A 26232-nucleotide genomic window follows, 5' to 3' on the forward strand; every position below is an offset into this window, starting at 1 on the left:
TATGTGCAGTAACCATTAGGCTCTAGAGAGTAAGAACTCAAACTGACTAAAAATAAAATAATTAATTTTCAATATCAATGATCATATACTGCAAAGTTAAGTATATTCCAACTTCTCCATTGTTGAGTGCCTCATATAAGTCTTCATCAACGAAATCTCCAGATTCATCATATAGCCATTTATGAATTTGAATAATTTGTATATTCCCTTTTTTGTCTATTCTTGCTATTGGGTCTATTACGGACCGAACTATCACCTTCTTCTTCGTCTCAACATCAAGCAATGTGATAATTGTCATTTTAAAATCCTTATAAATATCCTGTATAACAACTACGCTCAATCAATAAAGATTTTTATATTTAAATTACTCAAATAGCAATCTTTTCAATCTAAAAAATAAATAAAAAACACTTTAATAGTATGTGCCTATTAGAAAAGGTACCTTAAATATTCTACTAGCAATAAAAAACCGCTTTAAGGGCGGTTCATATTATTCATCAATCTGATCATGCAGTTTTTTGATAAACTCTATAAGCTTTTCTTTACTTGCATCATTAATTGCAACTAAACCAGTACTTGCTGCATTATTTAAAACCGCTACTGTTATATCGCTTTTCGCTTTGATTTTCGCACTTTCAACCACCGCATCATATTCAATATTATTCATTACCATTTGTTAGTTTCTCATTTTATAAAGTGAGAGACATTAATAATATGAAATCAGCAACTATTCAAGCACCTACTTAAGATCATCAGGCGTTTCCAAATAACACCCGTTTTTATTACAGAAAGCATGAATGTCGTTTAAGTATTCGGTTAATTGAACTGTACTTGCGTCTGTAGTGCTCATTAGCTCACATAGGCCACTTGCTACATCTTGGTAGAGAGGATGCTTAGAATCTTTCAACTCTCTTACAGCCTTGAATGTTTTCTTGTATTGGCCAACGTCATCGCAATCATAGATTTTTGCTAAGAAGTTTTTCTTAAAGAACAGATGCTCGTAATCTTTATCTTTACCTTGACGTTTAGCCCATTGATTAAGCCACATCCAGTACAAACGGTTTTGAGCCTTCGAACGATCTTTCTCTTGTGGTGCGATCAATACAACTAACGGCTTCCCTTCATTCGCTGCCTTAGCATGATTCACATTAAGAAAGTTAGTTACTGGTGAAATGTCGCAATAAAAAACCACCCGTGGGTGGCTTGATTTTTTTTGATAAATTAATCAACAGCTCAAAAATGGGTAACTGTCAGATCGAGTTTGGACTACAACACTTTAGCTCATCGATTTACCAAAGCGCTAATCTTCACACTATTGTTTAAAATCCAGTAATCAAACTGTGATGCTAAAACTTTTAAATTCTCCTTTTTAAGCTGCTTAGGCTATTTTAACCAAAGTTCATCTTCTTGCATGATTTTTAACATTAAATTAAATATAACCAGTAGAGTAACATTTTTTTTATTATGGCCAACAACTCTTTGAAAACTAAATTTAACTGTTCTCTCAAGCACTTCCAGATTGACTGGATAATTCTGTTTGTCTAAATTTAGGTGATCTCCAATAATTGGCTCTATACCAGCAATAAAATTAGCAATTTGTTGCTCATCATCTTTCTTTATGCATTGAAAATGTAGAAAGTTTTTACGTAATTTTCCAAATAATAATAATACCTTAAGTGCATTGACCACGTTCAACTCTTTAGGTATATCTTTCCCCTTATCATGTTGGTTATGCAAATCAAGGAGAGGAATTATTTCATCAGAACGTTTCAGTTTCTTAGCTTTGTCGTAAAGCTCATCAAACCAACCCCCATCTAAATTTTTATTACTAACATATTTCGTTTTTAAATTAAAATTTTTGGGGTCCATCCATTTAGTGCTCATAAATTGACATCGCTGCATCCATTCTTGTGCTTGAATATCTTCGCTTGAACGGCCATCTCTTAAACTTATCAAACGTTGAAAAGGCGTCAGAGTACTCTTCTCGATACTAAACTTCTTTTCTTGTCGACCAGCAATCATAACTGGCTGTGTTTGCTGATAAGAGTTAAACCATTTCTGCTGCTGAGTATAACGATTTAAGTTTATGTACTCTGTACTTGAATTCACTGGACCAAAACACTGTTCTAGGACTTTTTTTGAAATGATACACGGCGAATTGTAAATTCGATCGACTGCTAATAAATCCAAAACATGAAGATAATTTGAAGCCGTTTGTTCAATACTGCTATGCCCCATCCAAGAGGCAAGCATCTGCCATTTATGTTGAATAATCTCTTCATGAGCACGTGCTTTAACACCAAACAATAAATCACGCATCTTTTTTGCTTTTACCCAAGGACAATCTGTATATGTTTTAATCATTTCTTTTGAGCCCAGCAAAGTTATTGCTAGATAGTTAGCAGCACTGTGGCGCAACGTATGAAAACTAAAGCCATGATGCATACCTAATATTTGGTTAAACAACTCTACTGTAATTTTGCTGATACATTGATCAGTTAATATACGATGATTAACACTAAAAAGTAGATCATCCTGCTGATTAAACAAATATTGTTCATAACGATGTTGTATGTAATGTTGTACTACTAAAAACTCATGTTCTGACAAGGCAATTTTCAATGGTATTTGACGATTTGCACTTTGCGTTTTCAGACGGCGATATGAATTGTTCTGAATATGAAGCGTGATATTATTAAAAGCTGTATTTTCTTTTTCTTTATAAAGTAACTCTGGGCAAATAATATCTTGTATTTTAAGACAACGAACTTCATTTAATCGAAGTCCAGTTCTATAACTTAGTAAATACATCAGCTTTAGACAACTCAGATGATCGACCCACTCTGATGCCGTTGGCTCTTGGCTTAAATTTTCTAGTTTTTCCAATAATTTGCCAAATAGCAAAGGACTCACTAGCCGTGCATTGCAAATTTGTAAATGCTTAAAACTTGAATTCTGTAACACCAATACCCCTGGAGCATCATAATTCTCTATACAGAATTGATGAAAATCTTTTAGGCGACCAAAACGGTATTCTGCGCTTTGGTGCATCTTACGAGAGGTTTTTCCTTTCACCGAATCTCGTTGAACTGCTTTTTCATCACGTTCACTGCTGTATTTCAATAGCTGCCGATATAAATCCTCATAGTCATATATGGATTGTTGCTTTAAATCTAATTTATTGAGCCAAATCTCAAATATAAATTCTTTGCCAAACGATCCTAAGTAGCTTTCAATAGTTGATAATTGAAGCCCTCGTTTTTTTAAATGCATTAACCAGTGAATTAAGCGTAGTTGAGCATCAATTAAAGACTTTTCCTCCGTATTAGCATCAACTATCTTCTCCTCTAACACCCTTCTAGTTTCTTGCCAAAAACGTAGCGTGCGTTCTTCTTTATTCCTCTTTTTATCTAAACGCTCAACTTTTTGACCTTTACGTTTCTTTTGACCAAACAACATCAACTCATACGGAATCGTTTGTAATTTGCTTTGAGCAGTCGGAACTTCCGGATGTAACTGCTCTTGTTCAAAATGAATAGGGCGACTCTCTTGTTCTGTGACTTGATTGTAATCATTATTCCACAGCAATCTAAATTCGGATGGCCTTAAAGCGACAGTATTAATCTCTTGCTGAAGCACATTACTCAAAAATATATCTAGGCTAAGGTTTGGATTAAATTCGAGTACCATTTGCACATCATTAAATGCACGAAATCCACGGCGTTTAATTTGATATTGCAGATCCCCAAGACTTTTTTTCCTGCCTATCTTACTCAAGCTTTCTAAAATACAATCTTCAACTGAATGTTGCAGACGAAATTCTTTCTGAGTGGCTTTCAACTTTTTTAAATATTGTAAAATGAACTGCGCATATGGGTTAAAAAAAACATGTTTCCATTTGTACAACTTTCCCTGTTCTACATCGTTGCCATATTGAGAGTTTTCAACACGATAATGTAGTAACAATGGATTAGTGATCTTTTGATAATCAGAATGGTATAACCGAAAACAATTCAGATCTGTACCAAGCTCAATGGCATCCTGCAATTGTTTCTGAATAGTAATCAAATGCTGTTCATCTGCACAGCCTGAAATATATATAAAACTTAAGCATAAATTTCCCCATAAGTACTTCGGTTCATCCCAATATTCAAATGAATCTTGCCAATACTGCCTTAATTCCTTGACTACCAGAATATGTAGATGCCCGTGTTTTAATCGTGACTCTGTACTCTCAATTTTTCTAGGCAGTACGATCCGTTTCGTATGTGGATTTAGCTTAATTCTGTATGATTTTTTATCTACATTCTGGTTGAATTGCCTCCTTCTTTTATTAAATTCATCTTCAGTAAATTGCATCAGTTTTGATTGTTCGTCTCGGCTCAACTTTTGACTCAAATAATCAACACTATCTTTAATGTCATGCCATTTTTCAGCGATCTGCTGATCAAGTTTTTGCTGCATGTCTTTCGTCAATACTTCAGGTGAAGAAGGCTGTCTATCTAGCGACTTTTTCACCAATTTATGAATATCAACAAATAGATCATCTAGTTGCGGTTTTATTAGTTCTTTGATTTTTTGCATACAACTATTTTCGCTCTAAGTGTTTAATCGATAAAAATTTGACATTATCTTGCAATTGCTGGCGGGCTTGCTGTACATAGACATTCGGAATAAGTGAAGAATGCGGATGAAAAGCCTCTCGGTCACGTTGGTCATGACCATAAAGAGCCTGTATTAAATGGAATGCTAAAGCAGTTTTTTCTTCTTTTTTTTCTTCTTTTTCTTCTGCATACATCAAAAAATTCATATCAAAATGACGTAACCAATTCGAATACATATTCTTTGGAAAGATTCCTTCCATATATAAATTTACCCAGTTTCGAGATAAAGGGATTAACTTAATTTTTCTGCTCTGCCACTCTTTGACAGTTATCGGCAAGATATCTTTACTATCAATGACCTTGCCAAAAAGATCATTTACAGTAATTTTCTTTGCAAAGACTTGTCTAAAAAACGAACCGTACGCTTCAATAATTTGTTCTAAAAAGACTGTGTAATTTTGCAGTGTTTTTATGAAAAAATCAGATAATGGGATAAAACGACCATCTTTTCTTGCTTTACTATTTCTTTTATCGTTTACATATAAAAGCTTAAGCTCAACACAATAATCATCCAAATTCCCCAACAGATTTTTTTTAGGCCGACTTGCCAAACTCAACAAGCTGATATGCCACATCCAACATGCGTATGCATTCAGTTGATTAATGATATGTTGATCTTTTTGAATATTTTCTTGGCAATGTTTATGTAAAAAAGCAAATTGCTCTTTCACAAAACTGGGTTCAAGTGCCAGTTGGCTCCCTATCCTTCCTAGAGCTAAGGCAGATTGCACTTTGAATTGTTGTCGCAATATTTTGAGTTCTTCAGTAAATTGCGAGGAATGTGTAAGTGCTGTTTCTACAAAGGCTAGATATGTGCTACTGAGTTGAGCTTTCGGTAGCCCTCCATAATAGATACCAGGCATGTGATGCTGACTATCCCGCCCAGCAATTACATGAGCTAGATATTCATTATATGTTTCATAATATATATGAAAATATAATTGAGCCTGCAGTTTTTCAACAGTGATCGAACCTACAAACCGATTATCAAGCCAATTCTTAAGTTTTGTATTAATGTCTGTTGAAGAAATTATTGGATTCGATGCTTGTTCTATATAGTCAAACCAAGCAGAAGGTAAATGTAGTTGATGTGTCATCACTTCATTCCATCGCTCATCATTTAAGCTCTTAATCTTCTGCTCTGTAATTTTAAGATTTAATTTGAGTAAATATTCGCGACGTCTACTTGAACCATTTTGGATCAAAATTCCATCTTGAATAAGCTCGTTAAAATCCATCAGTGCGACGGGTGATAATCCCGTCAAAAGTGACAATAAACATGCTGCAGCGATTGCAGCATCATTCCAGTCCCTATTTAACTCAGTTCTCAACACATAAACAATTTGCTTCAGTATATCTGGCGCCAAATAATGTGGATTTGTAATAAATGGCGCATGACGGCGTTGGCGATGCCGCGTGTAATACGCAGCATAATCACTAATTAAATGATTAAAATTTTTAGTTTTTTCATCTTCAGAGTATAATTCTACTTCAGTGTCCAATAACTCAATTTCACGATCTTCATCTTTGTGAAGAGAGGCATCATAAAAACTGATCTTTGCGTTATGTCCGATATCTTCATGCTTACCTGATTTTATTTCACGAAATTTTTTGAGTTCATTTTCAGTTGGCCATTTCAAAACTTTGCTTTTTTTTGACTTACGCTGACGATGAACTACACGACGATCATCTAGTCTTTTAAAAATTATTAATAGAGCCGATAAATACTCTATGGCTTGTACTTGTTTGAAATCTTTAATATTAAAAAGTTGATTACGATCCTCCTTTTTCAAGTTACGTTCGTACATGACATAGCGATTTAGTAGCTCACTGCATTCTTGAAATAATTCAGCATGATTAGAATCCAGAACATATCGTGAGACATAGCGAAAGAGATCACAAACATGTTTTTGCTTATTCTCAGCTTTATCAATTTTTGCAAATTCTTGATACTGCCGATATGTTAAAAAACTCGCTTGCAAAATCAAATAACGTACAGACGACAACTCTTGAGTATTACTAATATTCGGACATGAAAAATAACTCAAAGCAGCCAAAAAAGAATACTTACCGATCTGTCTGGAGCCTGATATATAGCTATAAATTTGTTGTGCTAATTTGTATAGCGCGTAGACTTCTTTATACAAATCATCTGATAGATCAATAAATTGTGTATTCACAACATCATCATGTAACAGACAATAATCTTTTTGGAATTTTTCTGCTAAATCTAAAAAGTGCTCTTCTGCGTCAATCTTCGGCATATTCATTTTCGCTTAATTTTTTATCACATTGCATTGTCTAAATTCATTACGATCTAAACAATTTTGTAAAAGTTGATCTTTTATTGAATTCTTTGTTAGCTTAAAAAATCGAGCAAAAAATTTAGCATCCAGCTCTTTCTGAGCTTTCCTTTCAAAGCACAAGTGTTGCTGTGATTTTTCGATAAAATCATCAAGATTATGTATCAACTGTAAGATTGCAACATAATTAGAATGCACACGTAAGCCAGGCTCCGTTTGCATCAATAGCAAGATTTTTTGCCAAATTTTGACGTAGATTGCTTTGAACTTTGCTTGTACTACGGCTTTCTGACTCTGTTTAATCTTTTTGATTTTCAGTAATTCTGAGTTGATTTTTACTATCTCAAGTTGAACATTTTTTCGACCAAAGCAAAAGGGCATTATAAATTGCCCCATAAAAATCTCTATATTTTTTACTAAATAGTCAAATTTTAACATTTTTATCGATATAAAAAATGAGCATATCTTTGTATATGAAAATTCATTTAATTAATCAATCAAATCTTCTTAAAATTACAATTCTCAACAAATACATACGGTTTGCTTATCTAGGACGGTCTAAATTTTAAGAATTCTTCCAATTTTTTTTAGTTTTGTGTTATTAGCATCATAAAGCACAGGAAAGCTTTTCTTTTCCTTATCAAGTAAGACGCTTTTTTCTAAATTTTGCTCTGTCTCAGGTTTAAGCTGTAACTGTATTTTAATGTTAACCCCACCATACACCCCACTTTCTACTATATATGTGGCGTTGAATAAGTAAGGATTCCTTTTGATTCTCATCAAATTAAAATCTATTTTTTCTTCTGTAACATGATCCCCTGGATACATACCTAAGGTTTTTCGAACCTGATCTGTAAGTTTATGATTATAAGCATCATCTTGTGTTGGGTTAAGGATCTCTATTCTTAATTCATCAATTCGACCACTCGTAGTTTCTAATAATGCATTTTCTGCTTGAGCAATACTTGGGAACAAACAAGTAGAAGCCATAACTATAATTAAGCCATTAATAAGAAGAGATTTTTTTCCTAACCCACCTTTAGACATCATGGCTGTATCCTGATAAGAAGTTATAAAACGCAGATTCAAATCCCAAGTGCAACACATTTGTAGTTAGTAGAAAAAATTAGGTGTATTCATAGAATCATTAGACTTTTTCAACTCGCAATTGGAAAGCACACGGCAATACCCCCATTTTTAATTGAATTAATGGGTAGAAAATCTAAAGCCCTTGTTATTGTTTAAAAATAGGTGGACAACCATTTACTGACATATGAGGTCGTTCATGATTATAAAAGTACTGCTAGTCAGTTGTATAGTCCTGCACCTCGCTCAGATCTCGAAATAAATACTGATTTAGACACTCCTAACATACTGATTAAATCGCTCAAAATATGCATTTTGCTGTGGATTGCCTGGTTGACTAAATACATGCTCAAGACCATGCTGATCACACCACTTTTCCATCAGCTCACTTATATACTCTGGGCCGTTGTCGGTTCTAATGCGTTTAGGTTTGCCTCGCCATTCAATGAGCTGATCAAGTGCTCTCAGCACACGTTCTGCTGGCAATGAAAAGTCAATCAACATATCCAATGACTCGCGATTATAGTCATCAATCACGTTGTGAACTCGATAACTACGTACATCACTGAGTTGATCATGCATAAAGTCCATTGACCATGATTCATTCTTAGCTGTCGGTACTGCAAGGGGTTCTGGCTGTTCTCGTTTAAGCCGCTTATTAGACTTGATTCTTAAATTAAGCTCAAGCTCCTTATAAATGCGATAGACACGTTTATGATTCCACTGATAGTTTTTGATATTACGTAGATACAAAAAGCAGAGTTTGAAGCCCCAAGTCTTATGTTCATTGGTCAGTTTAATCAGCCAATCTGCGATTTGAATATTCTCCTGATCCAAACGAGCTTTATAGCGATAACACGTTTGACTGACTTTAAAAATTAAGCAGGCCATGCTGATTGAAATCTTAAATTGCTCAATAGCTTGCTGAGCAAGTGACTTTCGCTGAACAGGCCTTAAAACTTTTTTAAAAGTGCATCTTGCAAGATGTCTGACTTTAGCCGCTCATCAGCATAAATGCGTTTTAAACGGGCATTTTCAGCCTCAAGTTCTTTAAGCCGCGTCATCATTGAAAGATCCATGCCGCCATATTTTGACTTCCACTTGTAGAATGTAGCAGAGCTCATACCATGTTCGCGGCACAAGTTCGGTATGGGTGTTCCTGCTTCAGCTTGCTTCAAGATACTCATGATCAAGCTGTCTGAATACTTAGATGTTTTCATAGAAAATCTTCTTAAATCAAGGTTATTCGATTTTCTACTTTTAAACGCAATTATTTTTAGGGGGGATTACCGGCTGGATCCGTATGCCTATTTAAATGATGTGCTGTAAAGACTGCCGACACAAAAAGTGACCCAAATTGAGGAATTGCTGCCGCACTGTTGGAAACCTAAATCGAATTAAAAATTAGTATGGGATTCAGCGGACGCTTACATCCAAATGTTCTCTTTTGCAATAAAGCAGCCTCTTCTGCTTTTCCTGAACCAACGAACTATGTCATTGATTTGATTCAATCGACACCAGTGATGCTGAATCAAATCCCCAAAGAAGGGATTAAATGCAAGAAATGTGGTAAGAAAAATAGAGGATGGAAGTTATTATCCATCTAATTGGAACCAGCCCATGAGTTGAGATCAGTTAAGTAAGTATCATTTTAAGTATAAGAGAAGGATGGCTCATCTCACTTCTCCGAATAACAACGCTATGCTTTTCAACCCAAGTTAGATATTGGCAACTACATTTCATTCTTCATCATGCTAGTCTTATAGTATGTAGACAATTACTACATCATTTGCATTCAATGCTCAATACAGCCTGTCAGCAGAACCGCAGCGATACTTTTTCCCATGCATACATGTAGTGTTTAAATACATTCATTTTTCAATGATCCTCTGCCGTTTATCACATTTATGGTCGATCTTTAACCTTGTGAAAAATGCACATACCGATCCCTTCAAACTGTCAAAGTTATGTATACATGACATTTAAAGAAAATTATCTGATCAATTTTTTTAGGTGAAATTCTTAAGAAAAAATTTATTATTATTCATAACATCACTAACAGCCACATAAAAACAATAATTTAATAAATTATTCTTCCAATTTTTTTAGATTTAGTGTTATACGCCATACTCCTGATCAGGAGCCGCCTTAAAATCGCTGTAGGTGTGGTCTGAAGCCATGATTCAACGTCATGGCCTGCCTACTTCAGAAGCTTGAAATAGCACTCAATTGTCCAGCGCCAGTAATACCAGGTGGTTAGTTCTACCGTATCAATCTCTGAAGAAACATTACTGATCAGCGACCATCTCGCGACTGTTTTACCTTGAGTATCTTTCACCACAGCAACAATTAATCTGGCTGCAACTGTCTTGCCTAGCTGGGGAGCAACCCGTTGTCCTAAATCATCTTTTCTGTTCGGCTTTGCTGCACGCGTTAACCGAGATCGTGTCAATTTTGAGTTTTCGTCGCAAGCTTCTGATCAAAATGAAGCCTGGCTGATTAAGTTTCCTGCTCAGCAAGAGCATCCTGAAGTCTGCGCCATTGAAGCCGTCTATGCAGAATGTTTGCGACTTTGTGCAATCGAGACTCCAGACACCCATTTTTTTAATTTGCCCAATGGTTTAATGGCTTTTGCTTCTAAACGATTCGACCGTCAAAATGGCATGCGGATTCGAATGCAGAGTTTGGCTGCATATACCGGAGCAGACTATAAAGTTCCAGGTAGCCTAGACTATCGCAATTTTCTTCGGGCAACCTTGATGTGTACGCAAAATGTGTGAGAAAGGCTGCATGCTTTTAAATGCGCTTTGTTTAATGTACTTTTCAATAATCAACATGACCAGACCAAGAACTTTTCTTTTCTCATGGCAAAAAATGGTCAATGGAAATTGGCTCCAGCCTATGATGTGACCTTCTGTGAAGGTCCAGATGGTTATCATCAAATAGACATTATGGGAGAAGCGCTCAATATTTCCCGAAATGACATACATAAACTCGGTACTTCAGAAGCGAATCTGACTACTCTAGAAGTCGATGAGATCATCTTGGCCATGCGTGAAATTTCACTTCAATTTAGTCAAATTGCGCAGCGCCTGTATCCCCATCAAATTCGATAATCCACTCTAGAGATGATTCAATCACCAAATCAACAAAATATTGATTTTTAACTGAAACCTAAGCGTAAATATAAACTAAGCGCCAACCATCAACTTATAGTTAGTCGCTACATAATCTGTAGAACCTGTGAATTAGCTCGCTTTATAATCACGAATAGTAGATGGATCACCGCCAAGATATGTTATGCAAACGTGAAATCACTACATCCAGATCGAAAATCACTAAGAAAAAACTGTCACCAAAAAAAAAGGGCTGCACTATGGATAAATGCAGACCAAACTCTGGATAACTACCAGCACGAGAAATATGTCGCAATTTTGCATAGACATGAATTTGATAAAATCAGCCCAGAAAGCCAGAAATTCATAAAAACTATTTCATCAATCCCCTATAACTAATCACGTTCATGGTCGATCTTAAATCTTGCGAAAAGTACTCATGCTGACTTAGCCAAACTATAAAACTCATGTATTCATAGCATTTAAATGAATCTTTCAATCGGTATATTTAAGGTAAAAACTAGTAATCAGAAGTTATTATTATCCCCATATAAAACAAGCATCAAATTAAAAACAATAACTTAGTGAATTATTCTTCCATTTTTTTTATATTTAGTGTTATTTAGCCATAGGAATGTACGTGATATCTGTACACCAGACTTGATTAGAATGATCTATGACCATGTTTTTCAACAGATATGGGAAAATACGGTGTGCAAGATTAGGCTTACTGGTATTGGGTTTTGGATACAAGGCATGTATTCCCATCAAGAGCATTAAACGTCGGACTTTACGCCGACCTATTTGATGTCCTTGACGCTGTAGCATATCTCGTATCATTCGACTGCCCATAAATGGGTAGTCGAGATGAATTTCATCGATTAGACGCATCAAACTCAAATCAGTGGATGAAATCTCTTTGGGCTTGTAATACAACGTACTGCGATTGATTTGAATCAATTGCGATTGTTGTCGTACCGAAAGTTGATGGGTCTTATCGATCATTTTTTGCCGCTCAGCTGCCCTATTTTTCTGAGCGCACCTTCTAAAAAATCAATTTGCAATGCCTGATGTCCTATCTTGGCATGTAGAGCTTTGAGGTCAATCTCAGGTTCTTGTTGTGCTGTTGGTCGTGAAAAAATATTGACGGATTGTTCAAGCAGTTGATTTTTCCAATCGATGATTTGGTTTTGATGTAAATCGAATTGAGTAGAAAGTTCAGCGAGTGTGTGGTCGCCTTTAATTGCTGCGAGAGCAACTTTAACTTTAAACTCTGCTGAATGATTACGACGTTTTCTTCGTGTCATGGTTGACTCCAAAAACAAGCATTTCCCATGCTCATTGGGGAGTAGATTATCACTTATAGGCGTGGTCTAAAATCCTAGAACCACATCAAAAAAACCATTTTTATTTTGGGTTAGAATGTCCAAAGCGGCCAACGTCATTTACTTTAAGCTAGGTTCAGGCAAGTTTTTTTTGATTCGATTTAAGTCATAACTTAAATGGCTAGTATTAAACAAACCCAATAATTTTTCGTTCTTTCCTAACTTCATCTGGGAGAGTTGAGTTTGATCATAGACCATTCGATAGCCTGCTTGTTGCATATCTGCGATCAAATTACGTTAGTCTATCCGTTCTCCCCCTTGATCTTTCGGCAGAAATTGACGGTTACCCCCGCCTAGAATCACATCAACCTCATCTTTTAATTTGACGTTATAACGCTGATAAATATCGCCTTGCGAACTTGGTACTAATGGGGATGCTATGTCATTTTCAGCATCACGATGACAAATATGGGCATAAGTCGATGCTGGTGTAGCATGTGTAATGCGAGTTGTTGTGACTACCCCGGTACCCCAACCTCGTGCTTTGGCCAATTCGAGTAAAGTTTGGGTGTCTTGCTTATTCTGATTCTGAGGATTGATTCCACATTGATGATTTCCGGCCTGATTTAGTTCTACTGCAATTGTTCCAGTCTGCATGGATATCACTTCATTTTTCATTTTTACACCTGTCATATAGGCACCCATCAATGGTGCGCTATCTGTAACCTGTGCATTTTCTGAGAAAGTACGAACAAATGCTGACTCTGGACGTTGATCTATCGGCAGTTGCCCGTCTTCACCAACAGCATAGATTCGTACAGCTGTTAATGTCGTGATACCCATTCCATCTCCCAAGAAAAAAACCACACGTTGAGGCTGTTTTGATGGTTGTACTGAAGTAGAAGTTGATTGAACTAAAGCAGGACTTTGACAGCCCATCAAAATAACTGTGCCCAAACTACAGCATGCCAAACTTATTAATTTTTTTATTAAATTTTTCTTATGCCAAAGCATTGCATCGACTCATCTTAAGATGGTCGAAAAATACGCTTTAAATATTCAATTTACATGACAAATTTATGGAAATGTTATTATGACTACTTATATAGATTTTACTAATTGCAAAAATAGTGTAGCAAGTTGCTACACTGTTTTTTACTTTATTTTTCTAACATTTTTTTTAGTAAAGCTTCTAATTCTTGTAAATTTTGATCATCAAATTGGCCGACTTTTAAAGATACCTTTAATGTATTATGGTCAAATTTGATATTACCAGCAACTTTACCATCATATTCAATTTTATGTACAATTGAAGTTTGAATTACTTCTTTCGTTTCTCTTGACTTAAAGATTTTTTCAGCTAGTGATGCGAGTTTTGTCTGTTCAACTTCTTTTTTAAGCAATTTTGACCATGCTTCGAATAATGCTTCTTTAGCATTTTCATGGTTTTCATCATGATCTGATAGAAACTTTTTCACTGCTGTAGCAGCGGTCCGTGCTAATAATGAGGGCTGTTTTTCCAAATCTTCAATCAACTCTTCAGGTAATTTTTCAAAAGATAAATATTTATACATATCTTCACGATTCATACCTAATGATTTTGCTAACTTCTGCTTATTTTTTTTTAATTTTTCATCCAAAGAAGTTAATCCAACATATATTTCATAATCTGTCAGATCTTCTCGCTTTAAATTTTCAGCTAATGTTAATAAAGCAACTTCTTCATCCGATGCATCAATAATGATTACTTCAATGGTGTTCTTATTGAGAAATTGATGGGCTTTCATTCGTCTTTCACCAGCAATCAACTCATATTTATCATTTATTCTACGAACTGCAATTGGTTGTAATAGCCCAATTTCCTCAATTGATGCTGCTAAATCTTCAATATCTTGTTGATTAAAGAGTTTTCGAGGCTGGTTAGGGCTAGCCTGAATATCTGTAATTTGTACATTACGTCTTAGCTCTTTGACATCATTAATATGCTCTTTTTGGGCATGTTGATGCTTTTGAGTATTTTGCTGAAGACGTTTAGCCAATATCTCTTTATTACTTACCATAGTATTTCCAGAATTATATTATTTGACACGCTGAACAATTTCTTGTGCTAAAGTTTCAAAAGCTTTTCGAACTTTTGAATTTTTATCAACAGATAATAAAGGTTGTTGCAAAATTGCAGCTTGATTAACTTTAGTGCTCATTGGAATTGTGGTATGCAATAATTCTCCAACTTGATTAAATGCTTCATCTTTTATTAATTTACATACATTCTGACGCTCATCATGTTTAATTAATAAAGCACCTAAGAGTTCTAATTCAGGGTTAACTCTTCTAATTTTACTTAAATGATTAATTAAATCAGTAACACCATAGAGACCGTATTGTGAACCAGATTCGATTGGAACAATAACATGTGTCGAAGCCGCTAAAGCATTGCTGGTTAATAATTTTAAGCTCGGAGGGCAATCAATAAGAATGTAGTCATATAATCCTTCTAGAATTTCCAATTTATTTGAAAGTTCCTCGGTTGGTCTTGGTGCATCATCTTTCAATTGATCTTCAGTTTTACCAAGAGTTAATGAGCCATATATTAATGAAACATTTTTAAATTTTGTTTCTTCTTCTAATGCTTCCGATAATAGACTTATATCACCAATAAGTAATTCAGCTGATGTAGTTTCAACTTCGCTAGGATGTCTTAATCCTATATGTAAACTTGCATTTGCTTGTGGATCCAGATCAATTACTAAGACCTTATTTCCTAATTCAGCAAGTTCTGAAGCAAGATGTACTACAGTAGTTGTTTTCCCGCAACCACCTTTATGATTAGCTACAGCAATGATTTTAGTTGACATATTTGTCTTAAGGAATTTACTTTGATTTCATTTAATATAAAGATATTTGTAGCAACTTGCTACAGTTCCTTTGTCATATTTTTATCTTTTGAATTCAAAAGATGTAGCAAAAACATTTCTTAACTTTTTTTAAAAATATAGCTAGCTAATTTTAATTAGTATTAATTAGTATTAATTAGTTAATTATAATTAGACAAATTTTATTTGTTTAAAAACAAATAGATAGAATTTTAAAAGTGGAAGGCGTGTCACTAATAAGTGGAAGGCCTGTCATTGATAAGTGGAAGGACTGTCACCGATAAGTGGAAGGTTTGTCACTAATGAGTGGAAGGTATGTCACCAATAAGTGGAAGGTATGTCACTATGGTGGAAGACTTGTCATTGTGATTTATTTTAAGGTGGTTTTTTTAATTTAAAACAATACAATTCAACTGCTTGTGATGTTGATAAGTTTGTTTTTATTGAAATAAAGGTGGAAGACTTGTCATTAGATGTTTTTTATTCTGTGGATAAACTATTTGTATAAAATTTAATTGATAATATGATGTTTGATAGTCAAGAATATCGGAATGGTGGAAGGCTTGTCACTTTAATAGTGGAAAATTTGTTTATTAATTCCACTTTAGTGGTGCTGTAGGGTATTCCTACTTTCAAATTGATTGCTTTAGCGACACGAATGAATTATCAAAGGTGGAAGAATCGTCACTTAAAAGTGTTTAATTTTATATTTATTCCACCATAAGGCTGAATAGTATCAAAATTGCACTTTAATAGTGACACTTCTTCCACTCTTAAGGTGTTTGATGGGCATAAACTGAGTTAATTTAATGAAAGGAAGAGAAAATAGTGAGCGGTTTGCATCTTCTTCCACTTTTGTGTATAACATGTAGAAAATATTTTAATCTTTCCACTCATGAGCAATCACAACGAACCAGAAGAATTAGAACATCTACCTTATTGTATTGGTAATATTCGACATAATGGAGTAGTCAGCACTAGTAACCGTCTGATTAGACCAATTGAATTATCATCTAATGAGTATAAAGCTCTACTTTATGCAATGGCTGTTGCGAATTATGGTGAGAAGAATAATCAAGATCGTGAAATTACAGAGCAAACTTATATTTATTTGCATAAAGATGATTTAGGCGAACTATTAGGATTAGATAAGAAGAATTCCATTAATGTTGCTATTGATCGTATTTATAAAGAATTATCATCACGAGTAGCTCATTTTGTAATTGAAGAGTCCGTGGATGATAATAAGCGTAAAGTTAAAAAAGTACACTCAGTAGTACCAATTATTCGTGAACTCCGTTGGGAAGATGATACTAAAAATGCTTTGCAGATACGTTTCACCAGTGAAGTACTTCCATATTTTACTCGTTTAGCAAATGGAAATTTTACAACCTATCAATTGAAAGATTTATTTGCTTTGGACTCTGTAACCAGTATGAGTTTGTATTCATACTTTATCAAAAATGAATTTAAGTATGCTAATCAAGATTCTTATGAGGTTGAACTTTCACTTGAGAATATCAAAGCATTAATTGTTATTGGGGAGAAAAAATACGATCGTTGGGTTGATTTTAGACGATACGTTTTAGACAAAATTATTGAAGAAATTAATGAAAGGACTAGTCTTCAATTAGAATACGATACCATCAAGAAAGGTCGACCTATTGTCGGAGTTCGATTTAAAATTCTTAATAGGCATGCCACTGAAGTTGTTGTATCTAATACTAATGATAAGACTCAAATCTATTTAGATGTCAATTTTGATGATAATGCGCTTGTTAAAGAATTAGGTGCGAAGTTCGATATGACTGTAAGGTCTTGGTATATATATGCAAACGACCCAAATTATAAACAGTTTAGTAAGTGGTTTAAGGCAGAAGGGTGCTTAACTGAATCTCAAGCAAATGTGATAGTTAATGATATTATGTTCCAAATGGATTTTGCTGTAGCTGGCAGTTCAATGAGTGAATTTAAGAAAGAAATGAAATATAAATTAAAAAATAATCCAAATTTTGTAAAAGAAAATAGAAAACGATTGAATGAAATATTTGGAAAAGACGTTATATGACTGTGTAGCAACTTGCTACACTTTTTACTATAAGGTGTAAAATAAGCTTGATATCAGTTTAGGTTATATTTTGATAGCTAATTAATAGACCTATGAACTCATAATCCGTTGGTCGACAGTTCAAGTCTATCTGGGCCCACCAGTTATTAAACCCCGTAAACCTTTGGTTTATGGGGGTTTTTCTATGCCTGAAATTAACTTCATTTCCAAATTTTTATGGACCGTATGTGGTCCATTCTGCATGATAGTCCGATGGTCTGAGGTTTAGAAATGAGAAAACTACCAACCAAAACCATTTCACTGACCCTCAATCCGATGTGAATAGCTTAATTGATCATCCATAGTGAATTGTTATCAAATAAGCTGTGAGCAGAGAAATGAGATGCTGTGGGGGACTCTTGGAGAAAAAAGATTGTACCGTTTTGTCCTGAAGGTCTAGGGCTTTTCCTGATTTGTCTTGGGGGATTGTCTCTATAAATAATTTTTCTAGTTTGCTGGTGTACTTGATAGTGAATTTATGTATGTAAAGTATCTCTTGATGATATATCTGTATTTACCAAAAAAAATAAAATGTATATAATTTCGACATCTAAATCTAAGAAATGATTTATGATCAATAAATAGAAGGAATATAAAGATTTTTAAGGTGCTAAATGGCAAGTATAGATGTTGCAGAAGAAAAATTAAATTTTTTAATCGATGAGATCAGAAAAGATATACCAGCGATTGAAAGTGAGGAAGACGCTAAAGTTAAAATCATAAACAGAATATTTAATGAGTGTTTAGGTTGGTCATTTACACAGTTTAATTGCGAAAATAATCATGAAAATGGCTTTTCTGATTATATACTGAAAATAAATGGCGAGCCTTCTTTGGTTGTTGAAGCAAAACGTATAGGAATTTTAGGTATAGAGTCTGCAGTTATAGATAAATATCGAACTTTAAAAATTTCAGGTTCCGTTTTAAAGCCTTCAAGTGAAGGTATTAAACAAGCTCATTCGTATGCTAGTGAAGCAGGAATTCCTATAGCCGTAGTGACTGATGGTATTACTTGGATAATATTTAAGACATGGGTTAAAGGTGGTTATAGAGAAAAGGAAGCATTCGTTTTTCCATCATTAGATGCTCTAAAAAATTCATTTAGTATTTTTTACGAACTACTCGCTTATGAATGTTTTGACAATAAGATTTATAATACTCTTTTTGACCAAGTACATAATAATCGTGAACAGTTAAATTTACCTTTGACAGCTGCTCTAGAGCCACATGAAATTAGTATCCTTCAAAAATCTCCAATTTCATTTGATTTAGAAAAAATATTTAATGGTTTTTTCACCCAATTAATTGGTGATGAAAACTCAGAAATAATGAAGGAATGCTTTGTTGAATCAAATGAAAGTAGAATTGCTGATTATTCTTTAGAAAAAATTACCCAGAGTGTTTTAAATAATTTACCTAAAGATCAGAGCCACTTAGAAAGTGAATTAAGTAACTTAATTCAAGGTAATGTAGATGCTCAAATACCTGCAGATTCGGATTTATCTGTTTTTATTGTGGGGCCTACTGGTTCGGGTAAAACAACTTATATTGATAGATTCTTTTCCAAGATACTTCCAAAAAATACACGCGATCAATGTTTAACTATTAATATCAACTGTTTAGATGCTTCTGGTGATGAAGCTCATGTAATTAGTTGGATGACGGAAAGTATTATATCTGCTTTAGAAAAAAAACTCTTTATGGAGGGTTTTCCAGTTTATAATGAGTTGAAAGGTATGTATTTCTCAGATTATAGGAGAATGTCTACTGGACACTTAAAAAAAATATATGAAAACGATAAAAAATTATTCGATGAAAAATTTTCAGACTTTTTAGGAAAGGAAGTCCAAGAAAATCGTGAAGGTTATTTAGAAAAATTACTACATTTTGTGATTCATAATCGTAGAAAATTACCAATCATTATTGTAGATAATACAGATGAATTCACTCTAGAATTTAAGATACAAGTATTTCAATTGTGTAATGCTTATAAGCGTAAAGTAAAATTATGCATGTTAATGTTTCCAGTGACCGATAAGACAGCTTGGAGTTTTTCAAAAACAGATATTTTTACAATACATCAATCTAGATCCTTTTTCCTTCCAACACCAGCACCAAGAGAAGTTTTTAGAAAGCGAATAGAATTCCTTAATCAAAAATTAATTAAAGCTGATAATAATGAACGCAGAGAATACTTATCTAGTAAAGGCATCCGTATCGCGTTAAACGATATTTCTAATTTCGCTAAAGTGCTGGAAGATGTATTTGTAGAAAATAATTTTACTGCAAAAACTTTAGGAGAGCTTACGAATTACAACATTCGTTCAATTATGAATCTTTCTAAAAGGATCATCACTTCTCCTGTCATGAAAATTGAAGATCTTATAACGAGTTTTGTAACCACTGAACCTATTAATTATACGAAATTTATAGATGCCTTACTCAGAGGTGATTATGAAGCTTATAAATCAAGTACAGGAGAGGATTTCGGTGTAATTTCAACTTTCAAAGTCAATTCGTCTAGATCCCATTCTCCTTTGCTGAATTTGAGAATACTAGCTTTGTTAAGGATCAAAAAATTTAATGGTAGAGATGTCAATGAGCAACATTTAACAGTCCAATCGCTAATCAATTATTTCGAAGCTTTGGGAGTTGATTCAATTGATATCGAGCTATGTCTAAAAGAATTAGTAATGACAAGATTAGTTGAACCCTATGATCCTTCAACAAGTGTTTTGAGCGATGTTCAGATGTTAGCTATTACTTATAAAGGATTAGCACATTATGAATTATCGACAAAAAATTCTGTTTATTTTTATCAAATGGCAATAACTACAGCGATTAGCGATCCAACAGTAGCATCTGATATTCGAAGTTGTTATAAATCTGACAAATTTTTCTCTGATAAAACATCTTATATCCGTAGAAAGTTTGCTGAGTATTTAATTTTTGAAGATAAAAAATATTTAGTGGAATTACAAGATAAAGAGCAATTTGAATGTCAAAGAGACTTAATTAAAGACATACAATCTTTTAGTGTCGATAGAAATAATAAGTCTATTCAAGATAAGTATTCTAATTTTATTGGAAAGATACTCATTGGAAAAGTTAGAAACTATGATCCAGAAAAAGATTATGGATTTATCTTTATACCTGACATAAAAGATGAGTTTTCTTTGAAGTTTAGTAAGCTTGAAGTTAGTGAAGTTGAATGTATTTATAGTGGAGATGAGGTTTATTGTACTATAGGTATAGGTGATAAAGGGCTGCATATAAAAACTATTAATGGATTTGTAGATAGCATTAATAATTTACAAGAAGAAAACTGTTCGATAAAAATTTATAAATCAGAACGTGGATATGGTTTTGCATTTATAGGTACAACTTCAAATGAAGCATTTTTCCATAAGACAGCATTTCCTTGTAATTTATATGATCATCTAACATATGGTTTAGAGTTTACGGCAGAAATAAGATTGCATGAAGATGGAAAATATCAAGTAAGACGTTTTTTAGCTCTCACAAAATCTCATGAAAAACTCTAGTGATATTTAATTATTAATAAGTTTTGTTTGAAAATTAAATATTAGGTGATGAGTGTAAAAGGATATTAATCAAGGATATATTATTTTTATGGTCTTGTAAGAGGAGTGACCATGAAAAAACATTATCCTGAGTTAGAGAAGGTTTCAGACGTATTGGAGTGTATTCCACATAGGCAGAGCCAGTCAGTCGCGAAGGCTATTCGTGTTTGCAATGATGTTGAAACTGACACTGTCAGCAAAGTCTGTGCCGTTCTGAAAGTAATACTTTAGCCAATTATTTAGAAAATTTCATATGTCCCGATGTGCGTTGAGTACATCGGGATTTTTACGTTTTAGGAGTGCAAAATTATGCAACCACGTATGTAAACTCCTGATGAGTGTGTTTAGTTTACCAAGTTAAAACCTCCTGTTTTTTCAGCACACATCACCTTTTAAGTAGATTCTTTTCCCATAATAAACTACCTAGGTAAACATCACGTCTGCCTATTAAAGCTTTTAATAAGCTGAAATTTTTAGGTTAAGGTTGCTGTAAAGAAGCGTTCTTTATACCATGTGCTCTGTATGATTTTTGTAATGCTCATCAAAATAGAAATTTGATGAGCTTTTTTTATGGCGACCAATATTGATCAAGTGAATAGGTAGAAACTTTTGGAATTTAGTTGCATCTTATTGATATGTTTTATTTTTAATCTTCGTTCAATTAGGACTATCTAGTTAAGTATTTCTAATAAAACTATAAAGTGATGCAGTTCACATAAAAATAAATGTTCAAAATGCACATTTAATCTGATGTAAGATACCGAAATGTATGCTGGGTTACAATAAAAATCTTTCAATACAATAGATTCACAGAAAGAAATTTGTGTAGCAAATATACTTGAAATTGTTCCTTAAATCATTCTAAGTCCGGAAAGGGGGGTATGTTGAGATTGTCACTTTTAGCTGTTGTAGCTTCATTGGGAGTAGCGGCTTGCACATCAAGCTCATATACGAAGCCATCAGATTTACGTTTTCAGAAAAAAACGCAAGAAAATAATCAACCTATTATATTAAAGCGAGATGAGAAGCTGTGTGGTGGTGATACAGCAGAACAGCAAAATTGCCCAATTGAATTTTATATCGACAGTATTAAAGCTGGAAATTTTTATATAAATAATTCGGCTCAATATGCATTGAAACCAGAAACATATAATTTCAAAGTAAAAAACTGTACTGAAGAATCATGCCAAAGTTGTGATGTTGACTTAAACGTAGGAAAGCTAACAAGCAATGAATTTGTACTCTCTGTCAATACAGACGGTAAACCTTTTATTTCCAATAATGGTCAGCCTTTAAGTTGTGAGGTGAAGCATCAGGTTGCTGCTCAGGAACAGATAATACTAGTGGATTTAGCTGCGGACACTTTATTTAAATTTAACGGTTTTTCCTTGAATGATTTACTGCCAAAGGGGCGTCAAGAGGTCTTGAATGTTGCTTCGCAAATTCATAACAACTTCGTTTCTGTAAGCCGCATTAATTTAGTTGGTCACACAGATCGTTTAGGAAGTGATAGCTATAACAATCAATTGGGGCAAAACCGTGCAGACACAGTACGCAACCTGTTGGTTCAAAATGGTGTGGCAGGGAATGTGATTTCGACTGCAAGCGCAGGTAAAGGCCAACCTGTGACAAATGGTTGTTTTGATGTAAAACAGCGTGAAGCATTACATGCATGTCTACAGCCTGACCGCCGTGTAACTGTCGAAATTACCGGCATTACTAAATAGTTAAAGTTTTTGAAGATAAAAGAATATAGTTTTTGGGTAAAAATATGACTAATTTTATTGTAATTGAAAAAGAATCATTAAATAAGTCTACAGTAAATGCAACACAGATTACATTAACCGAAGCTTCTATTGTTCATACTAAAATGAGCCGTGATGACGTCGAGGAATTTATCCGTGATGGCAATAACTTACTCCTTAAGTTAAAGAATGGTGAAGTTGTTGTCATTGAGAATTTTTTTATATCATATGATGATGTCGCTTCAGATCTGGTTTTTGAAGAAGATGGGTGTGTTCTATATTGGTTTGATGGCGTATCGGGTTTTAAAGGCATTCCAGGATTAGAAGCATTATTGCCTGCTGTTGAAAGCAGTCAACTCGTTGGATTGTTACCTTGGTTGGTCGGCGCTGCTGTAGTTGGTGGTGCTGCGGCGATTATTGACCACAATGACAAGGATGAAGAACCGAAAGATACTACAGCACCTACAGCACCAACTGTTGAGATTAATGATGGTGGTGATGGTGTTATCAATCCAACGGATCTTGTCAACGGCAAAGTTACAGTGACTGTCAAGCCGACCGAGCCAGTTGTAGAGGGTGATAAGATTACGATTACTCATCCAGATGGTTCAATAGAAGAAATTGAAGTTACAGCATCAAACAAAGATGACATTAACAAAAACGGCATTACTGTCAAAGTCACGCCTGCAGCGGAAGGTGAAGATACAGTTGTTACAGCAGTTGTAACGGATCCGCAAGGCAATACATCACCAGAAGGTAAAGACAACTCAACAGTTGACTTGGTTGTTGGTTCGCTTGAGATTACCGAAATTAATGAAGATGGAGTGGTAAAAGGCCAAACTACTGATGTGCCAGTAGGCAGTGATGTTGTTCTGACCTTCAAAGATCATACCGGTAGTCAAATTAATGACCCAGTAACAGGAAAACCAGTAACAGTAACGACAGTAGTTAAGCCAGATGGTAGCTATGAAGCTCAATTACCTGAGGATTTAACAAGCCTGACAGATCAAATTAATGTAAAAGCTGATTCATTTGATAACAATGGTAAACCAGTTAGTGACAATGAGGATACCAAAAAGCCAATTACTGAAGTAACTACAAATGGTAATGATAGTCTAATAGGAACAACAGGTGATGATGTACTTGCTGGCGATACAGGTGGTTTAAAAACCAATTTTGTTGCAGGTCATAACTACAATGTATCGATTGTTTTAGATTTATCTGGGAGCATGCTTTTTGCAATGGATGGTACGAGAAATCCTCCAGCGGGTACGTCACGTTTAGATATGGCAAAGAAAGGTTTAAAAGCTTTTATTCAGCAAATGGTAGATCATGACGGAGTAATAAATTTACAACTCGCATCATTCTCATCAACCAATACTGGTAACAATGCAGGTAATCAATACAATAAATCATGGGTTGTTGGTAAAGGTAATTTACAAGAAATATTTAATTATATTGATGCTCTACAGGCTGGAGGTGGAACTCGTCCAGATCTTGGCTGGGAAAAAGCAGAAAATTGGTTTGATGGTAGTTTAACTGGTTTAGCAAGTGGCTCTGTCAAAGCGAATTCTAGTTATGAAAATCAGACTTACTTTGTAACTGATGGTGAACCAAGTCCAAAAGGAACTGGTGGTACTGCATTAGCTGGCACTGCAAATGAAACACAAAAACAATCATACGATGCAGACTTTGTAGGATTGACTGAGAAAAGTAAAATTTTTGCTGTCGGTGTCAGCTCTGCTGTATCGAGTAATACCGTCTCACGTTATGATAACACTGCTGAAAATGGAGATAAGATTTTAAATTGGTCTAAAGATAATCACGGTGATGCCAAAGCAATTGCTGACGCAGATAAACTTATTGCTTACCTCATTGGCGGTTCAGAAAACTTTATTCCAGCAGATGTTGGAAATGATGTTGTCAAAGGCGGGGCCGGTGATGACATTCTGTTTGGTGATGCCATGAATACAGATTGGATTACAGGCTTAGATCCTCTGCAATATCCAAAGTATTCAGGCTACTCAAAACTGATTGCGCATTTAAAAGCAAATGTGACGATTGGTGCAGAACCAACCCAGCAGCAAATCTATGATTTCGTAAAAGACAACTACCAAAAATTTGTCACTGCTGATGCTACTGATACTGAAACTAAAGGTGGTAATGACATCATCTATGGCGGTTCAGGTAATGACATCATTATTGCTGGTGCGGGAGATGATCGCATCTACGGTGGTTCAGGAGACGATATTATTTCCACAGGCCGCGGTAATGACACTATTATTTATGATGTGTTAAATGCCGCTGATGCAATGGGTGGTAATGGAACCGATACATGGGTCGATTATGCAGCTAATGACAAAATTGAGTTTGGTGCAGATTTCTTTGAAGGTCTACTTGCTGATAAGTCGAATATTTCTGAATACATTAAAGTTGAAGATGTAAACGGCAAAGCAGTATTGAAAGTCGACCGTGATGGTGCTGCTGATGCAACTGGTGGTACAACCCATGATTGGGCAGATTTGTTAATTATTGAAGGTAAAACCGCATCGGAATTACAGGATTTAATTAACAACCAAATCATTATTGGCTAATCGCTAAGTGATGGATTGGTTTTAGGCTAATCCTTCACAAGGAGCGTTCTGTCAAACATAACGCTCCTTTCATTCGTTTTAAATTTGAATTTATCTTAAGTTAACTTTGGACAAAGATAGATAAAAATTTGCAATGAAAATGGCTGCAATTACAGTACTCATTTAATGCTATGACACAGCATTTGAAAACTCCCACGGTATGAATTTACAAAGATGCTTAAATCATGAATTTTATAAAATCAAAGATATGGCTTGTGCTATTTCTTCCGTTTTGTGCACCAATAACGCCTATTTATGCAGCAAAACCAAAAAATTATTTAGACTCAGCTAAAGTAAACATCGAACAGTTTTTTTCGTCGCAACCTGCAGATTTGAATCAAGTGAGTATCCAAGAACTAAGTAAATACTCATGGGGTGAGCAGACAGCGCAAGATACTTTGCCACTTATCAAATTGAGTGGTATTCAACAACAACTCAAAGGTATGGAAAAAATAAGCATTAACTCTGAAGCTGAACTAACACTTTTTGATGCAATTCATCAAGCGCTACAGCGTCGACCTGAAATCACTCAGAGTATTGCTACTATTGCAGGCCAAGGTGCAAACATTGATGCGGCGAAGGCACAATATTTTCCTCAAATCTCTGGTGGTATTAGTACAGCTGATTTAACGACTGGCGAACGGGGAAGACAACTTTACAGTTTATCAGGGCTTTGTTGCACAAACCTATCTCTAAAGGCTTATTCCACAATATAATTCTCAAATGAATAAGCCCACACCTAAAATCTATCGTACAACCAATTGGTCTTCTTATAACAGTGCATTAATAAATCGAG

Annotated in this window: 14 protein-coding genes and 5 pseudogenes; 7 read left to right on the forward strand and 12 right to left on the reverse strand. The window is 34.6% G+C overall.

From position 1 onward, the window contains the following. Positions 1-61: 61 nt before the first annotated feature. From E0D95_RS00235 to E0D95_RS00270, 8 genes and pseudogenes are all read right to left on the reverse strand, one after another. On the reverse strand, positions 62-298 hold the full coding sequence (locus tag E0D95_RS00235; RefSeq protein ID WP_000152660.1) for a hypothetical protein: 237 nt from the start codon (positions 296-298) through the stop codon (positions 62-64). A gap of 192 nt (positions 299-490) precedes the next feature. Continuing rightward, positions 491-673 carry a hypothetical protein gene (locus E0D95_RS00240; protein WP_004795942.1) on the reverse strand — a complete coding sequence of 61 codons (183 nt, stop codon included), beginning with the start codon at positions 671-673 and terminating at the stop codon, positions 491-493. Positions 674-739: 66 nt separating this feature from the next. Continuing rightward, positions 740-1192, reverse strand: a complete 453-nt coding sequence (locus tag E0D95_RS00245) for a NinB/YbcN family protein (protein WP_005071567.1) — start codon at positions 1190-1192, stop codon at positions 740-742. A 191-nt stretch (positions 1193-1383) separates the two neighbouring features. Continuing rightward, positions 1384-4584: a site-specific integrase gene (locus E0D95_RS00250; RefSeq protein ID WP_114190256.1), complete on the reverse strand. Its 3201-nt coding sequence runs from the start codon at positions 4582-4584 to the stop codon at positions 1384-1386. Between the two features lie 4 nt (positions 4585-4588). Beyond that, entirely contained in the window at positions 4589-6928 is a 2340-nt protein-coding gene (locus E0D95_RS00255; RefSeq protein ID WP_114190257.1) for a hypothetical protein, read from the reverse strand. 12 nt (positions 6929-6940) lie between these two features. After that, positions 6941-7405: a hypothetical protein gene (locus E0D95_RS00260; RefSeq protein ID WP_169538982.1), complete on the reverse strand. Its 465-nt coding sequence runs from the start codon at positions 7403-7405 to the stop codon at positions 6941-6943. 120 nt (positions 7406-7525) lie between these two features. After that, complete coding sequence (locus E0D95_RS00265; protein ID WP_114190258.1) at positions 7526-8017, reverse strand: hypothetical protein; 492 nt, start codon at positions 8015-8017, stop codon at positions 7526-7528. Positions 8018-8201: 184 nt separating this feature from the next. Next, positions 8202-9273: pseudogene (locus E0D95_RS00270) on the reverse strand (IS3 family transposase). 73 nt (positions 9274-9346) lie between these two features. Here E0D95_RS00270 and E0D95_RS00275 point away from each other — a divergent pair. Both E0D95_RS00275 and E0D95_RS15770 read left to right on the forward strand, forming a co-directional pair. Beyond that, a pseudogene (locus tag E0D95_RS00275) lies at positions 9347-9454 on the forward strand (transposase domain-containing protein); the annotation flags it as partial. Positions 9455-10479: 1025 nt separating this feature from the next. Then, a pseudogene (locus E0D95_RS15770) lies at positions 10480-11169 on the forward strand (type II toxin-antitoxin system HipA family toxin); the annotation flags it as partial. A gap of 621 nt (positions 11170-11790) precedes the next feature. Here E0D95_RS15770 and E0D95_RS00300 read toward each other — a convergent pair. The 4 genes and pseudogenes from E0D95_RS00300 to E0D95_RS00315 all read right to left on the reverse strand — a co-directional run. Further along, positions 11791-12476 (reverse strand): annotated as a pseudogene (locus tag E0D95_RS00300) (IS3-like element ISAcsp5 family transposase); the annotation flags it as partial. Between the two features lie 72 nt (positions 12477-12548). Further along, positions 12549-13508: pseudogene (locus E0D95_RS00305) on the reverse strand (alkaline phosphatase); the annotation flags it as partial. A 146-nt stretch (positions 13509-13654) separates the two neighbouring features. Then, the gene (locus tag E0D95_RS00310; protein ID WP_114190261.1) at positions 13655-14554 is read right to left on the reverse strand and encodes a ParB/RepB/Spo0J family partition protein; all 900 of its coding nucleotides are present in this window, start codon (positions 14552-14554) and stop codon (positions 13655-13657) included. 18 nt (positions 14555-14572) lie between these two features. Next, positions 14573-15349, reverse strand: coding sequence for a ParA family protein (locus E0D95_RS00315; protein WP_004637171.1), 777 nt, complete (start codon positions 15347-15349; stop codon positions 14573-14575). Positions 15350-16262: 913 nt separating this feature from the next. Here E0D95_RS00315 and E0D95_RS00320 point away from each other — a divergent pair. The 5 genes from E0D95_RS00320 (at position 16263) to E0D95_RS00340 (ending at position 26152) form a co-directional block, all read left to right on the forward strand. Next, complete coding sequence (locus E0D95_RS00320; RefSeq protein ID WP_114190262.1) at positions 16263-17435, forward strand: replication initiation protein; 1173 nt, start codon at positions 16263-16265, stop codon at positions 17433-17435. Between the two features lie 653 nt (positions 17436-18088). Next, on the forward strand, positions 18089-21019 hold the full coding sequence (locus E0D95_RS00325) for a type I restriction endonuclease (RefSeq protein ID WP_114260259.1): 2931 nt from the start codon (positions 18089-18091) through the stop codon (positions 21017-21019). 920 nt (positions 21020-21939) lie between these two features. Further along, entirely contained in the window at positions 21940-22785 is an 846-nt protein-coding gene (locus E0D95_RS00330) for an OmpA family protein (protein WP_114190291.1), read from the forward strand. Positions 22786-22829: 44 nt separating this feature from the next. Further along, the gene (locus E0D95_RS00335) at positions 22830-25397 is read left to right on the forward strand and encodes a BapA/Bap/LapF family prefix-like domain-containing protein (protein WP_130802014.1); all 2568 of its coding nucleotides are present in this window, start codon (positions 22830-22832) and stop codon (positions 25395-25397) included. 224 nt (positions 25398-25621) lie between these two features. Beyond that, positions 25622-26152, forward strand: a complete 531-nt coding sequence (locus tag E0D95_RS00340; protein WP_228258814.1) for a TolC family protein — start codon at positions 25622-25624, stop codon at positions 26150-26152. Positions 26153-26232 lie beyond the last annotated feature (80 nt).

The sequence above is a fragment of the Acinetobacter ihumii genome (genome assembly GCF_900625095.1).
GTDB lineage: Bacteria > Pseudomonadota > Gammaproteobacteria > Pseudomonadales > Moraxellaceae > Acinetobacter > Acinetobacter ihumii.